The following is a 15,009-nucleotide window of genomic DNA, read 5'->3' on the forward strand; positions in this document are numbered from 1 at the left end:
GCTACCCACGGAAAACCCGGAAGAGCCTTATATTTTTATTTTTCGGTCGCGACAGCTGCAACGCAGCATCCACACCGATGTCTTTCCCCATTGAGCCAAAAGCGGCATGTCCATTTTTCCCCTGATGATCAACTACGATGCCAGTTTTACCATGTCGCCTGCACCAGCTATAAAAATTATTTAATTCCTTTGTGGCAGTATAATCTGAACTCATGGCTGACGGAATAATTTTAAAGAGGCTGTCCACTATGATGATATCAGCAGCCTCAAGATCGGGTAACAAATCTATCCACCCTTCTTCCGTGTCCAGCACCAAATCCTTTTTATCTACCACGGATGAGCGGACCTGGAGTTTATTCGCAGCATCCTCCGGCAATCCAAGCGCATTGATGATTGAGCGAGCACGCATTTGCAGGCTGCGGGAGGGCATTTCCCCGTCAATTAGCAGTACACGGAATTTACGTGAAGGGCACACTCGCCCGCCAAGCGCCTTGTGCCCGTTAGCTAAACACAGTGCCAATAACAAGCCAAATAAACTCTTTCCTACACCACGCCACGCAAACAAGGTCATCTGGTCACCCAAGGAAAGTAACCCATCCAGAAGCATCTCTGGCTCGCTGTCACCACCAGACAACTCCTGCAATGATTGCCCTTTAGGTAAAATTCCCTGTGGAGGCTCCACGCCAAATTCACGGCGGCAATGTTCGGCAAAGTCAGGAAGGCTACATTCACCGTATAGTCGGCCTGCGGCAGATAGGTCTTGAACGAATGCAAATATACTATTTTCCCTCTGCCGTTTAAAGAAATAGGGAGACAATCCATATGTCTTCAATGCAGAGAACACCTTAAAAGCCTCATGGCACCCTGCAGGCGAATTATCCGGAAAGATAAGTGGCGTCATTGAACCCAAGGATGCCCAATCGCTCCCCTCAACCGCGCTATATGTCGTCAGGGGATAGAATTGTAGTATCCATGCGTGATCCCGCCTGATAGTCTCGCATACCGCTTCATTTGGACATATGATGGCATATTGAGATATAGATCTAGATCTAAACTTTATGATATCACTAAGATTATAAAGAGGGATTTTATTGGCAGGGTGAAGCAGATCAAAAACAACATTACCAGCAGAGTTACCAACACGCTGCCAGGCCGATATGGGAAGCTTAGCAACCATTCCTGAATCATCAAAGAAATACACAATACCAAAAGCTGTACCTCCATTCTCTGTGGAGTACCAATACACTCTAAATTTTTTGAATCCAAAATCTATCGGAAAGTCTTTGATGGTCTGTTGCGCATGCTGCTTGTCTCTTTCCGACATCAATACGCTGTTGTGACAAGCCTTTCTATTGAAGAGATAACGATCTTCTTTGGTCAGAGGCAACTCTATTTCTCTGATGATATTCGAACAGATATTTTCTGGAAGCCACCCACATTTCTGGCGGAAAAGTGGGCCAAGATATAATCCACACGCTGCTGGATATTCTTCTGCTTCGTAAATAATTTTTTTATCTTCACTGTTTCCATGAAGGTAATTCAACAATCTGTTTCTTATTGTAGAATATGAACCGCAGCTTTCAGGATGCAAAGAAATAGCAGTATTATCAGATAGAAAAATATCTTCTTTTTCTTGCGTTGCATTAGGATCAAGGATTTTTGCCAATCTTGCCACAAGACCGGGGTCTGTCTGAACTTTACGCCAAAATAAGTCTTGCAGAAGCGCATCATTTACAGAGCCATACAGCTTCCAGGCAGGATGACCGAATGCCTTTGGATAACGCGGAGTATATTGGAGCATGGATCCCCCAACGGCGCAGTTTCATTTGTTGTCTGAAATATTTCAACAGCTTCTACAGGCTATATAACCTAGCCTTGTCAACTGATGCAAGAAATGGAACATAGACCGTCGGCAAGGAGAAGTAACAAAGATTGTCGGGTTATGTCCGCCATGATCCATAAATAGGGTTCGGCAGACATGAGACGTGTGCCCTTGCTGGTGAAGGCGAGATGGGTTAAATAAGACATCTGGCACAGCGTATGGGTGTGCCACTCACTGGGCCACCATAACTACCCTGCTCTTTTAACTTATCAAGCAATACAGCCAGTTGGTTCTAGTCCTTCTCGCTCCGCTGCCGAGTCCCGCCCTCGGCACCATTGATTCTATTGAAGTTTTACGGATGACGCTTTAAATTGTGGGCCTCCGTGTGGGACTTCTGATTTTTCAGGCTCGAAACGCTGCAACGTTTCGGGCCTTTCTCGTTTCACGAGAACGCTTTCCAAGACGTTTTCACGCGGCATCATCCGTGCTATATAATTCTCCGTTGTAGCAAGCCTCTTGTGGCGCAAGATGGATTGAATATCCTTCATTGGTACGCCTTCCTTAGCCAGAAGGGTTGCCGTCAGATGACGAATGGCGTGCAGGCAAAAATGTTCAACCTCTGCCTTTACGCACAATCTCCTGGTGAGCCTGATCCTGTTTGTATAGGGCTCACCGTTGCAGTGGCAAAAAACATATTCCTTATTCCATCCCTCCTTGCGCTGTTCCAGCAATAACGCCCGTAGCGTGCTGGTCATGGGCACAGGGTCATACTCCATTCCACCGCCTTTTCTCTTGCGGGTGCCAAGCATGACCACCCCACGCTCAAAGTCCACGTCTGACCATTTGAGCTTGAACAGCTCACTTTTTCGCGCCGCCGTGTGGAGGCAGGCTTGCAAAAAGAGCCTGTCCCTTGGCTGGGCAACATCCAGAACAAGGTTGAACTCTGCCTCAGTTGGAACTCTCCTTGGGGATTGGTCAACAGGGAATGGCTCAACAACACGAAAAGGATTTTGCACTGGGAGGCCAAGGTACTTGATTCCCCAGGCCCACGCAGCACCCAAGTTTTTTCTAATCGCATTGGACGCCGCATTGCTCATGCGCTGAGCGGCGTACCTCATGGCTTCAAGGACAATATGAGGGGTGATATCCTCAACGTCCGTTTCGCCTGAAACAGCGGACAAAAAAAGACGCGCTGAGCGCGTCCGCTGCTGGTAGCAGATTTTGGAATGGCGCTCACTGGAAAAGTCCAGGAACTGATTCAACCATTCCAAGGCCGTGACGGTTGGAGTTTTTGTTTCCGGCTGTGCCAGAACTGCCTTTTTCACCGCGCTTTCCCAATCCAGCGCTTCCCTTTTGGTTGCGCAGACTTTGGAGTATCGCTTGCCGTCTATCTGCCTTTCCGCCCTCCACTTTCCTGATTTGAGAGGGTACGGCATACAGTTCTCCTTTCTCTATTTTCTCTATGACATTTTCAGGGAACGAGAGCAGACGCGAGCCAGGCACGCGAACAGCCCCAAGCGCATGCTTATGTCTGTAAACCCATTTGACAGTTCGGTTCAAGCGGTCAGCGACCTGTTCGGCGGTAAGTTGCATTATGCTACCTCCTCATAATTCTCTATTGCGGCATCGGGATGCTTCTTTTTCCACCTGAAATTCCAAGACCTGATAGCCGCAGACCTTGAGCGATTATTTCCAACCCAGTATGTGACGGGCACGCACCGGCATCCTGTCCTGAAGCATCCGATTGAGATCAAACTGCCTGGCCCTGCGACGGTCTTTGCAGGGCGACCACATTCTGCGCACGGTTCAATGTCAGGCATTGTTTGTGCTCCTATTTTTCAAACCCGTTTAGGTAGGCTTGCCAGTAATCGTCGGCTGTTTCGCTTGGGTGCGATTTGTTTCGAACGCCATTGGCAGAGCTTTCCGTCCAGTATCTTTTTACGGCATGTTCAAATGCTTTCCACATCCCTGGCCAGCGGGACATGCTTATTGATCGCTGATATCTAGCCCCAGGTGTTTTGCCCATTATATACGGGCAAACCACGCAGCCAATGCGGTGGAAGCCTTCGGCATATAGAGATGGGCAAGGGACGTTATACGCATCGAGGAACTCCCATACAGCCCATTCAGGCCATCGGAATATTGGGTGATAGTGCGTGTGAACCTTCCGCCCCCTCTGCTCGCGTCCGCGCCCTTTGCGGATAACTCGCATATTTATGCGCCCGCGCTCGGCACGCCCAGCGCTTTCTTCCGCGCGAATTCCGAACAGTCTGTTTGCAAGAGGTATCCCCCAACTCGGCTTCTCCTTAATTGCTGGGCAGCACCATCGCTGTGTTCGTAGGGGGGGGGGCAAATCTCAACACATAGGCGAAAAAACTCTTTGCGGGCCTCAGCCATTGCACTTGCGGATAGTGCGCCCGTATGAACCTCACAACCTCTGGCGGGTCGATGGTGGTGTACGTGTAAAATGCTTGATGCTTCACACCCGCCAGTGCGCAAAGTTGCAGAGAGGTGATGCTATCCTTGCCGCCACTGAAACCCACAAAATAGCCCTCAGGCGGCTCATGCTGGCGCAGGAAATCAATGCTCTCGCGGATGTAGTCGCCCAGGTCGTAACCTGGTAGACTTGCCTGACGGATGACAGCCACAACTATCCCTCCCCCGCAGCCACTGCCCGGCGTTTTGAGTGATTTCTTCCCCGGCAGCGAACATCTGCCCATGTGACATCATGTACGGACATGAGCACGTTAACTTGTCCCACTTGAGAATGGGGAAGGTAAGACATCCCCAACCTATGATTATACGCGGCGTTGGATACCCATTTGGGAGGTGTTCCTATTTTTTGTGCCAATTGTGCAATTGTCAGCAGCTTTTTTTTCATACCCCCACCTCGTTTGCAGCCACGGCCCGGCGGGCGGCTTCTTTCCAGCAATCAATGCAATCACTGGTGGCGTGACACTTTTCCTGTGGGCAGATCACATCACCATACTTCGGCCCCAATCCATGCAGTTGGCCAGCCAGCCAATCTACCATGGCCTCGCCCTTCTCGGCGCGCCTCTTCAGTTCTGGAACTACATCATTGGCCATGCGGTACAGTTCTGAAAAATTGGCCCTGGTTTCTTCGCATGACCTTTCAAGGTCTGCCTCGCAGGCCTCAAGCGTTGCGAGCAGCCGCAAGATGCGTTCATCTTCTTCGCTGGGCGTGCCGCACTCGTCTGAGGCTTCAAAGCGCCACAGGTCGCGTTCTTCCTTGGATATTTCAACGGTGCTCATCTGCTGGACTCCTTCGGCCTTAGCTTAAAAACCACACTGCACCCGTCCGCACGCCGCCAAATACGACCATCATTTTTTACTACCCCATACGACATGCACCGAACGGGATTGTTGTTCTTCTGGCATTCAGGACGCCAATCGCAATGGCGGCATATATTTTCGTTGCTGTCTGGACCAACAACGCTGGATTTAAGCACGGCGTAGTGCCCCGGTGGAGCGTCGGCTGAATTGAGAGTTGGTATGAGGTTTAGCTGCTCAGGCATTGCATGCCTCCTGTGGCCACGAAACTCTGTGGGGGTAATCGAATTGCCAGAATTTCAGTTTGCCAATGGCGGGCGTTGTCGGCAGGGGCAGAACCTTACCGATCATCCACCAGAACTTTGAGCCTTGGTCAGCCCATTCTGATGGAGCGTTGTCAGTGCTTGACGCCAAGCAGCCAATGAATTGCACAGCCCCGATGATGCAGCCGCAAAGTGTCGTGGGATGCAAAATTTCCATGGGCCAGCCGCGCGCAACCATTTCAAGTTGGGCTGCATGCGGATCAAACGCTGGCTTCGCGCTTGAATGGATCAGCACGGTGCAGTTGCGAAACTTGTCCGGCAGCCGCCAATCCCTGTTTTCTATGTCCTTGTGACCGCTGACGATCAGGGCCGCCCACGGCTGACGTATTGTGATGGCCGGGAAAATCATTGCGGCACCTCGTCCCACGTTCTTTTATCAATGCTGCGGCCAGAGTTGGCCTTGCCGCATTTGAACATACAGCCCATATGGCCAGGGGTGGGACGTGGCGTTTCTGGGTGAGGCTTCTTTGTGCCGCACAAGCAATCAGGTGCCCATTCGCCCCAGGACTTGAAGAAGAACGGAACAGTTGCCTCCTGGCACTGATCGCGCAGGCTCCTCACCCAGTCTGGGTTCATTGGCCGTGCGCCTGATCCGGTTTCGCCTCCGCAGATAACCCAGTCGAGTGCCGGATGTGTCGGCGCATCGTCCATTGTCAGACCGCGCAGCGCGTCAATCATTCCGCTTTCTTCAGCCCCTTCGATACGGCCCGACGGATAATCGATAGAAGTCAAATCCACAGGGCCAAGCATGGGCTCAATGCTGACAAAACGCTTTGCGGCAGGCGTTGCAAGCAGCGCGGGAATTTTGGCGTCTGCCTCGGCCTGATTGCAGACAGTTACGCCAAGCCACAAATTAGGCAGCGGCCACAGGTAATCTTGTCGCAGATTGTCGCGGGTGCTTGTCATTTCTTGCGGGATGGTTTGACCATCGGCATATTCTTCAAATGTCTCGCTGTCGCCATCGCCAACAATTATCCAGCCATTGCCAGCCCTACCCCACCTGCGCAGTAGCGTTCCAGGGCCAGCGGCGAAATATTCTTCCATAGCCTGCGGCCGCTTTGTGAGGATGATGAATGTGTGGCCATGCCCGTTTGCAAAAATGTAGTCTGCAAGAATAGATGCAAAGAGCTCGTCACGGTTCTCGGCTGGATAGTTCGGATGGAAAATGTCGGTCATGCTGCCGACAAACACCCTCTTGCCTTTGCCGGGCACCCGATGCGGGTACATCTTTTCGGAAAAGTTAGAATTTATTTTACCCGTCCACTTGCCCCTTTCATCGACAACACCGGCATATACCTTTGCGGCAATCGGATGCTTTGACAGGCGGTGCGCAAACTTTTCAGCGTAGCAGTGGTCACAGCCAGGGGAACAGTGCGAGCAGCCCACGGCGGTATTTGTGGTCGCGTCTGCCCATTCAATGCGCGTTGTTGTAGCCATGTTGCGTTCTCCTCATAAAAAGCGACGGCTCCGCTTTCGCGGAGCCGTTCAGGAAACAAGGTCCAGGTTCCAGGCTACACTTTTGCGAGGCGGCACCCGATGTACGTGTTCGAGCCGGAAGCAACGCTGGCGAAGCTGCAGTAGAACAGGCCCGCGGCTGAACCATTGTCCCAGGAGCCGCCGGAGTAGAACACGTTCTTTTCATCGGGCCATGAGCGCCACGTCTTGTCAGGGGCAAAGGCCGCAGAAGGTTCACCTCCGATGTCAGCGTCGGCAGGAATGAAGCAGTCAGACAGGGAAAAGAATTTTCCGTCAGCAAAGGCAATGTCCGTTGGCCAGCCGGTGTCGCTGGCAGCATGGACGCCAGTGTTGATGTATTCACCAAGCCCCTTGGCGTCCTCGATATGGATGACGTGCTGTTCATCGAGGATGATGCCGTCAATCATGGTTATGGAGTTGCCCCAGAGGTCATAAATTCCGCGCCAGCACAGCCCGCTTTTGCCGGTCTTTTTGAGACAATCGCACTGGACGTTGCCCATGCCGTATGCGGCCTGACTGTCTGTTGTGCCGGCCTCGATAATCATAAGTCGCTGAACGGCGGCCAGCATGCGGATATTCTGCATACGCCAGCCCATAGCTTCATCGCGGTTTCTGGCGGCGCACGCTGCGCGCATGTCGAAGAAATCATTATTGCCAGCAGGCATTACGCCAGGCATGGAGCATATTTCGCCATCAGCACCGAAGCTGCCTTCGTAGGCACCGATCCAGAAGGCCTCTGTAGGCATTCCGATGTACATGAACGCAGAGTGCAGGTGAAAGCCGTCGGCGGGCTCGGGGCTGATCCAGTATCGGTATGCGGTTTTGCCATTCTCGCTGGAACGCTCCTGGCGCACATAGAACGCCGGAATGCAAACCATGTGCTGCCCGTCTACGGTTGCAGGCTTAATGCCCGCATAGGTGGGGTGCTTTTCGAAGAAGTCGCTGCTCACTTCAACGGGGTTTCCTGCCGCGTCAATTCTGGTGCATTTGCGATCGCCATTTCCGATTTCTATGCTGATGCCTATGATGCTCATTGTCCCTCCAAGGTGTTTTGTGTGGTAATCTTGAGCGAGGCTCCCCCGCCCTATTCCGCTCCCGTCCGTAGACGGGCGCGGTAAGAAAGTGGGGATCTATTTATGCGCTTATGCTCCTGCAGGGCCGCTTGATACCAAGCGGCGGTATATTTCCATGGTCATACGGATGTCGGTCATGGCGTCGTGGGCCTCGCCCTGAGGCTTGATGTCGAAGTGGGAGGCAACGGTTTCAAGTTTGAAGTTCGGGAGCTCATGCCGAACGCCCATGAGGGCATGTCCGGCCATGACGGATACGTCGATGCTGGGCCACCAGACGTAAGAGCCAAAGTACGGGTCGCCGCACTTTTTGAAAAAGGCGTGCAAGAAGTTGAGGTCGAAAATGCCGTTGTAGCCTGCGAAGAAGCACTTATCGCGCTTGTCGTAGCGGTCAACGTGAGCAGAGAGAATCTGAACGAAGTATTTATGTACGTCATGCGGGGGGATGAATCCGGCGATATCCTCCCGCGTGAAGCCGTTCACAGTGAGTGCCGTGTCTTCGATAACGTCATCAGCGAAAGGACGAATCTTGAAATCGAAGCTGGTGGTTTCATGGCCGTTTATTTCAAGTACGCCAGCAAGCTGAATAAGGCCGTTCTTGCCGGGGTCTGTTCCGGTTGTCTCTGTGTCTACCCAGAGTATCTTCTTGTCCCTCATGCCGGGCCCCTACAGTTTTTTGAATTGTTCGCACCCACAGATGGGGCACTTCTTCTTTTTTGAAACCGTCCCACACTTTTTGCAGGCGCGGGACGGTTTGCCGTCACTGAGCCGCTCGCCCTTGCATGATGCGTAGATATGCGCAAAATTTTTTACCTTGCGCTTTCCACGCCATTCAGGACGATTCGGATCATCGAAGCCGCTCATTGTATGGCGGCTCCAGAAGCGGGCTGATGGTCGCCGCCGAGGGCAAGCGGGGGCTGCTCTGCCGCTTCTTCATCGAGGGACTCACCGGCCTGAAGTTCTTCTGCCGTGGATTCATCCATTTCAGGGCTTTCTGCGGGCTTGTTTCCGGCAGAGATCCAGTTGTCGTCATCGGCGCTGGCATCGGCCTGGGGGTTAAGCATGCAGGTGTTGCAAGGGGGCATGTTGACGGCCATGCTCTTGTAGTTGCAGGTGGCGCACTCGCGGCGCGGCTTCCAGTTATCCACGCCGCCCTCAACGGTCTGTGAGCAGTTGGCGCATTCATCAGCTTGTGTGCCGTCGTCAGCGTTGGGCATGTGTCCGCAGTCAACGCAGGTATGCCCCCAAGTCTGAGGCGTGGGCTCCGTCGTCACGATCCGGTTGCGCGGGTCTTCACCGAGCGGTGCGGAATGCCCCTTGATGGAAGGCGGGCCGTCAAACAACGTCGGGCGGCGTTCGTCCGCAGTCATGGGGCGGCGCATAATTTCTTCTGCGGCATCGTCGGCAGTGACGTACACGACTTCGCCGGAATCAAAGTCCTGGTAGACGTCGCATTCAACGTCCTGTGGCTCAGTCTTGCCGAAGCGGAACTCCTCGGCAGCCTTGCTCAAGGCCTCCTGGTGTTCCTCTATGCGGTTTTTAAAGCTCTTGCGCACGCTGGCGAGTTCATCTTCAAGCTGGTCGATCTTGGCCTGCGCAGCAGCCATTTTGCTACCAAGTTCCAGTTTGTCCTCGTCGGACAGAGGGAAAGCCTTTGTGCAGGTTTCTTTCTTGAGCCAGTGCACATCCCGGCCCCGCAGGCAAACCGGCAACGTTTCGCGGGGATCGCATTCCTCAGCGGCTTCGGGGCCATCATCAGAGGTGCAGGCGCTTTCATCGGGCACGTCGTCAGGGCAAAGGTCTGTCGGTTCAACCGCGCTGGCCAGGACGTTGCACAAAACGGTATCGCCCACGTTGATTTCGCTTTCGTTGTGGGTAAAGGAGGCCGTGGAAATGTCGGCGGTGTTGGCGTGGCGGTCTTCGACGGTGGCCGTTTCGCCATCTTCCGAAAAGGCGTGAATGGTGAGGGTGATCGCCATGGTAGCGTTGGGATCAGGCTCAGGCTCGGACGTGGTTTCCAGCGGCTGTTCCTGCTGGCTTCCACCGCTTTCAGCAATTGCATACCCTTGGCCATCGACCAATCCTTGGCCCTCGGCCAGCCAATCAGGCAGAGTCACTTCAACATTCGTGTCATCGCGTTCGCCGACGTATTCAATCTGGCTCTTGGGCAGCCATACTTTTTCGCCAGCACACATAAGCAGAATGGCATCCTCGGTCTCCTGCACGATGTCGCCGCAGACCGTAAACATTTCTGGTTCAGGGCGCGGGAGCGCCTTGGCTTTCTTCCTGGGCATGTTGTGCTCCTTAAAAAATGGTTGCGCCCGCGACGCAATGAGAACGCCGCGGGCACTGTGGAGGGTGTGTGAGTTGGAGGAAAACTATTGGCGGGCGCGAGCACTGAATGTCGTGCACAGGCCCCTCAGCTTTGCCAAGGCAAGGCGCACTTCGCCCTCCTTGGCAGGGCTGTATGTGATGATGATGGACATGGTTTTGTCCGGCCCTGCTTCAGCCGCAGGGGCCGTGGTAACGGCGGGAGCCGCAGACGTTTGAGGAGCGACCCACCGCCTGGCTGCTGGGGCTGGTACACTGCGTTCTGCCTGGCGCGCCAGCGCCCGCTGTGCGGCACTTGTAATGTCCTTGCAGACATCATCGAGCGGCGTCGACAAGCTTGTGTGCCACTGGGTCATAAACTGGGCGACTGACAGTTCAAGCTGATATTCAGCGTTTGCCGCCTTAACCGCCTGTTCAATGGCCGAGGCCCGCTCTGCTCTCGCCTGATCTGCCTGCTGCTGCAACCGCAGCGACTCAATGCGCTGGTCAATGATGCCCTGGACAGCTTCGCGGATGGATTTCAGGGTAGTTGATTTAAGCAGCCACTTGTCCTGTATGGGGATTGCAAAGGGTTGGACTTCGCCCTTCCGTTTCTCAAGCTCTTCGGCAATGATACCCTGAACAACCTCCCTTTTCTTTTCGCGCTCCTGCTCGACGAAATGCTGAACCTGATCGCCCAAGAACTTGTAGGTTTCGTCGAAGATGGCCATGACCTGTTTGATCTGCCCCTCAAATGCCTTGAGAGGCGCGCTCAACTCTTTGACCGTCTCCTTTCTGGAGTTGTCCAGGCTGATCTTGGCCTTGTTCAGTTCGGTCATGCAGTCCTTGATCTCAGGAACCTGATCTTCCGTCACAACCAGATTTTCAAATTTCCCGGTCATACCCCTGGCCCACGAAACCAGACCAGCAAAATCAAAACTGACTGCTGGCGGGCTGGCATGGAGCTTCATTCGAGAATCTGCCAGTGCCATGGCTTATCCCTCCTCAGGAAGATCAACGGCCCATTCAGGGCAGCGGGTGCGCTGATTGCACTTTTCGCAGTCGGCTTCCGTTACCATCGTGGCCCCATCCGTGCGCGGGCATGGGAAAGCATTGGGATTCTGGCTGTTCTGCTGCTGGGGTTGCGGCGCTGGTTCCGTGGGAACCGCACGTTCTTCTTTCTGAACAGGGGGCTGTGCCTGAACAGGCGCTTTCGCTCGGGCCGGGACAGGTTCTTTCGGCGTAACCTCCCCGGTATCCATGTCTATGTGTTCGCCGGGGGCAGCCGGGGGCAGTTCAGCCTTGGAATCATCCCCCTCGCTGTATTCAGCGTCCACGATATCGGACGTGACGCCGCCTTCGTTAACGGCGTGCATATCGGCAATGTATGCTTGTTGCATTTCAACAGACATTATGCCCCACTTGCTGAGTATTTGCCGCAGCATAGTCTTATAGGCCATGCCGTCGAAGTCTTTGTACCAAAAGCTTGAATAGAGCCACATATCACGCTCATTGACTTTGCCAGCTTCAAAGTCCGCAAAAGAGACTTTTGGGTATCTCCCCCCTTTGGCCTTCAAGCTAAATGCTGGGCTGAATCTGTCGGCGTGCGCGGCCATCTTCGCCTTGCTCCAGTACATCGTCTTCCTGAAGCCGTTCATATATTCAAACATGGCGTAATAGCCGATTGTGGGCGTTTCCTCGCGGATGGTGTCATCTTGGATAAGATCAGTGTGTAGTTCTTCGTTCAGAGGGTCATACTGAAGAAGCTCACCATCCTTTATGGAAAGCACGTTGATCTTACGGTACTGGCCGCTGCGAATCGCAAGCTGAAGATAACCCTTGTAGCCAATCTGGAATGAAGCCATGAGGAAAGGCTCACCAGTGGCGGGGTTGATCTCGCTGATTTTTTTATCCTTAAAGGGAACAACCCAAGCCTGCCCAAGCACCTTATTGAGCGACAAATTAAGGCTCTGAGCCTGCAACGCTGCCGAAATGAGGCTCATAGGTGTACAATTCTTGAGAGCGGGGTCTTGGTTCATAAGGCTTACCAATGACGTAACGAAGTCATCGGCCTTTTTTCCAACCAAAACGCTGGAAACCTTCGCCCTGACCAAATCAGAAAATGATTTGTGCTCTCTTTGAGCCGGTGCTTGTGGCTTCGCAAGATTGAGTGCGGTGCTCATCCCAATTCTCCTACGCCGCCCACGGCGGCAGGCTTATTGTTAAAATGTCCTGTGTATAACAGGGGTACAGACCTGTTTCCCGGCATTCTTTGAGTTTTGAAATTGCGCGGGCGCAATCGGCTCGTCCTGCTTCGAGGGCAGCGTTATCAAGCTGGCACATGGTAACGAGGTGTGGATATGATTTTTCGACGAAGATGAAGAGGAATGCGTCACATGGTTCACCAATGGCGGCCATTCCATCCAAGTACCACGCTGCCTGTCGATAGTATGTGTATTTCGCTATGCTTCTGCGAATATGGGCTGGATTTGCACTGTCTGTCGTTTTTAGATCAGCTATGTACCTGGCTGAATATTCTGGAGTTGAAATTCTTGAGACAATATCAGGCTTCGCTTTGCAGGAAATGCCCTCTCGCTCCCAGAAAATAGCCCTTTCCGCATCGTAATCCTTAAACAGGTACTTCGCCTGTGGATGGTCACGCACGGCGTCAGACATCAAAAGTGCCGATTCATAGTCGGGCTGTTTGCAAATTATTCTGCCCGCGGCTTCTTTCTTAAATTCCTTGCCTTCCCTGGTGGATAGATTGTGCTCGGTCACAGCGTATTCAATGCCGAACCTGTGAGGTTCAAGAGTGAGCTTGTGGAACATACCCCCGAAAGATAGGGAGGAGGTTGATTCTTCATCACCAACCCCCTCTATCCATGCCTTGTACAGCGCGGGGCATTCAAGGATCAGGTCTATCGCAGATTTGGAAAGGGACTTGTTTGCGTGATATTCGGCTTCTGTCACTGCGCCAACCTCCCCCGCCTGAAAATTTCAATGAGAAAACCTGAGGGGCACCAGGAACGAATCTGTTCCATGATTTCTTTTTTTGTTCCCCTGAGCGTAATAAGTACGCCATTGCGGCAGACGAACATTGTCATGTTATCCTCCGAGGCGTGCGCCGATAGCAATGACAATGGGCATGGACATGAGGCCGAACAGAACGATCAGAATATCTCGCACGCTCATTGCATGCCCTCCTCACTGTTGATCTTCAACGGGCATTCATCCAGGTCGCACGGATCGTCAGTCAGTCTGCAACGCAATCCAGGCTCGTCACCTGGATAAAAGCAGCCCTGCATAAGATCAGGAACGTCAGCACCGTATGAACGGTACCCCTTGTATTCGTAGCTGTGCTCGCACATGGCAGACTCCATTTGAAAATTGGTCGGGGCGACTGGATTCGAACCAGCGACCTTCGGCTCCCAACGCCGCTGCGCTACCTGGCTGCGCTACGCCCCGTCGCTAAAAATGGAAAAGGCCGGGGGAAGGGAAACACCCCCGGCCTTCGATTGCCCCCATGGCAGTTGTTCTGTTCAGCGGCTATCCACCGGCCTTAACGGTGTGCCTCACTGCTACAGAGCCATGGGAGGACTGTTCCCTCGATTGCCGAGGGCCGACGCGGATGACCATTGATTCCTCCCTGACGGGTTCACCCGGTATGTGAAGTGTATGTGGAATGCCTGAGCGTTGAGCCCTGGCTAGATGCCTTCTGAAAACGTGAACCGGGAAACAGCCACTGGCCAGCCAGGTTCACCATCTCTGCTGTCTGTGGAATGCAGGCTTGCAAGAAGCAGTGCTTGCTCAGTCGCAGTCATCTGGTGCGGAGCTTCAGGAAGAAGCAAGTCTGTGGTTTTGTACCATCGCCCATTGCTTCCCTTGAAAACCGCCCTTCCCCAATAGTCTTTGCCGACAAATTTTAGGGAAACAGGCGAGGATTCGTTGGTGCTCATTTGCCCTCCCGGCATTTGATTTTGACCTTTTTCTTGAGCAAGCCGTTGCTCTTGGCAAAGGCCATCTTGAACCGTGCCTCCTGATCTGCGGCCACACTGAGACATTCTTCCATGGTTCTGACCGGACGCGCGCCTTCAAGGAAGGTGGCTTGCCGTTCGACATGCAAGGGCGTGTTGTTCGACAGGTAAAACGTGATCAGCAGGAAGAATGTTTTCATGGGCCCTCCAAAATTTAAAAAGGCCGCGAACCCGATGTTCACGGCCCCAGCGACGCGACAGAAGCCATCCAACGCGGCGCAAATGTTGCCCCTCGGCCCATTCCGGGGCGCGTTTATCGGGCGGGCCGCCCGTGCCATTTGTCTCTCCAGAGTTACCACGGAGTTATTGCCCCGTAGACATATCAGCCATGAACCTGACCACGGCCTCCCTTCACGCCAGTCCTCGGCAAACGAGCAGGAATCGAACCTGCACTTACTATGGAGAACCTCTCCATCACCGGCGGCGACCATTTGCGGGTAGTCCCGAAATTGGTCGCTAACGGTGGGGAAAGATTCATTCAGTAAGCCCAATCGCGGTTTTGAGGTCGCGCTTTTCAGGGAGCATAAGTTCAAGGCCGGGAATAACCCACGAGTTGAGCCATAAACGCAAATGGTGGCTATTCATTGATTCAAAAACTTCTCGCGAAACCTGACTGCTGTCTTCACAGCGCAACCTTATGATCAGGTTACGAATCACTTGTTCCTCTTGTGCATTAAGCATGG

17 protein-coding genes and 1 tRNA gene are annotated in these 15,009 nt (G+C 53.2%); all 18 read right to left on the bottom strand.

Features of this window, described 5'->3' with window-relative positions; translation table 11 throughout:
* Position 1: 1 nt before the first annotated feature.
* The gene (locus ACUZ79_RS10865; RefSeq protein WP_449251595.1) at positions 2-1,801 is read right to left on the bottom strand and encodes an AAA family ATPase; all 1,800 of its coding nucleotides are present in this window, start codon (positions 1,799-1,801) and stop codon (positions 2-4) included.
* A 362-nt stretch (positions 1,802-2,163) separates the two neighbouring features.
* Positions 2,164-3,258, bottom strand: coding sequence for a tyrosine-type recombinase/integrase (locus ACUZ79_RS10870; protein ID WP_449251596.1), 1,095 nt, complete (start codon positions 3,256-3,258; stop codon positions 2,164-2,166).
* Positions 3,259-3,653: 395 nt separating this feature from the next.
* Positions 3,654-4,175: a phosphoadenosine phosphosulfate reductase domain-containing protein gene (locus tag ACUZ79_RS10875; protein WP_449251597.1), complete on the bottom strand. Its 522-nt coding sequence runs from the start codon at positions 4,173-4,175 to the stop codon at positions 3,654-3,656.
* On the bottom strand, positions 4,129-4,470 hold the full coding sequence (locus tag ACUZ79_RS10880; RefSeq protein ID WP_449251598.1) for a hypothetical protein: 342 nt from the start codon (positions 4,468-4,470) through the stop codon (positions 4,129-4,131). Before ACUZ79_RS10880 ends, ACUZ79_RS10875 begins: the two co-directional genes overlap by 47 nt.
* Before the next feature lie 229 nt (positions 4,471-4,699).
* Positions 4,700-5,095 carry a hypothetical protein gene (locus ACUZ79_RS10885; protein WP_449251599.1) on the bottom strand — a complete coding sequence of 132 codons (396 nt, stop codon included), beginning with the start codon at positions 5,093-5,095 and terminating at the stop codon, positions 4,700-4,702.
* Between the two features lie 255 nt (positions 5,096-5,350).
* Positions 5,351-5,785 carry an ASCH domain-containing protein gene (locus ACUZ79_RS10890; protein ID WP_449251600.1) on the bottom strand — a complete coding sequence of 145 codons (435 nt, stop codon included), beginning with the start codon at positions 5,783-5,785 and terminating at the stop codon, positions 5,351-5,353.
* Positions 5,782-6,873, bottom strand: coding sequence for a DUF5131 family protein (locus ACUZ79_RS10895; RefSeq protein ID WP_308584368.1), 1,092 nt, complete (start codon positions 6,871-6,873; stop codon positions 5,782-5,784). Before ACUZ79_RS10895 ends, ACUZ79_RS10890 begins: the two co-directional genes overlap by 4 nt.
* Before the next feature lie 74 nt (positions 6,874-6,947).
* Entirely contained in the window at positions 6,948-7,946 is a 999-nt protein-coding gene (locus ACUZ79_RS10900) for a hypothetical protein (protein ID WP_449251601.1), read from the bottom strand.
* A 108-nt stretch (positions 7,947-8,054) separates the two neighbouring features.
* On the bottom strand, positions 8,055-8,639 hold the full coding sequence (locus tag ACUZ79_RS10905; protein ID WP_449251602.1) for a 3'-5' exonuclease: 585 nt from the start codon (positions 8,637-8,639) through the stop codon (positions 8,055-8,057).
* 203 nt (positions 8,640-8,842) lie between these two features.
* On the bottom strand, positions 8,843-10,276 hold the full coding sequence (locus tag ACUZ79_RS10910) for a hypothetical protein (protein WP_449251603.1): 1,434 nt from the start codon (positions 10,274-10,276) through the stop codon (positions 8,843-8,845).
* An 84-nt stretch (positions 10,277-10,360) separates the two neighbouring features.
* Positions 10,361-11,284 carry a DUF1351 domain-containing protein gene (locus ACUZ79_RS10915; RefSeq protein WP_449251604.1) on the bottom strand — a complete coding sequence of 308 codons (924 nt, stop codon included), beginning with the start codon at positions 11,282-11,284 and terminating at the stop codon, positions 10,361-10,363.
* A gap of 3 nt (positions 11,285-11,287) precedes the next feature.
* Positions 11,288-12,475 carry a recombinase RecT gene (locus ACUZ79_RS10920; protein ID WP_449251605.1) on the bottom strand — a complete coding sequence of 396 codons (1,188 nt, stop codon included), beginning with the start codon at positions 12,473-12,475 and terminating at the stop codon, positions 11,288-11,290.
* 10 nt (positions 12,476-12,485) lie between these two features.
* Positions 12,486-13,262 carry a PD-(D/E)XK nuclease-like domain-containing protein gene (locus ACUZ79_RS10925; RefSeq protein ID WP_449251606.1) on the bottom strand — a complete coding sequence of 259 codons (777 nt, stop codon included), beginning with the start codon at positions 13,260-13,262 and terminating at the stop codon, positions 12,486-12,488.
* A gap of 218 nt (positions 13,263-13,480) precedes the next feature.
* Positions 13,481-13,660 (bottom strand): hypothetical protein, encoded by a 180-nt coding sequence (locus ACUZ79_RS10930; protein WP_449251607.1) that lies wholly within the window; start codon positions 13,658-13,660, stop codon positions 13,481-13,483.
* 20 nt (positions 13,661-13,680) lie between these two features.
* Positions 13,681-13,757, bottom strand: a tRNA-Pro gene (locus ACUZ79_RS10935).
* 239 nt (positions 13,758-13,996) lie between these two features.
* Entirely contained in the window at positions 13,997-14,248 is a 252-nt protein-coding gene (locus ACUZ79_RS10940; RefSeq protein WP_449251608.1) for a hypothetical protein, read from the bottom strand.
* Entirely contained in the window at positions 14,245-14,466 is a 222-nt protein-coding gene (locus ACUZ79_RS10945; RefSeq protein WP_449251609.1) for a hypothetical protein, read from the bottom strand. Before ACUZ79_RS10945 ends, ACUZ79_RS10940 begins: the two co-directional genes overlap by 4 nt.
* 334 nt (positions 14,467-14,800) lie before the next feature.
* Positions 14,801-15,007, bottom strand: coding sequence for a hypothetical protein (locus ACUZ79_RS10950; RefSeq protein WP_449251610.1), 207 nt, complete (start codon positions 15,005-15,007; stop codon positions 14,801-14,803).
* Between the last annotated feature and the right edge of the window lie 2 nt (positions 15,008-15,009).

This window comes from Desulfovibrio faecalis (assembly GCF_053570625.1).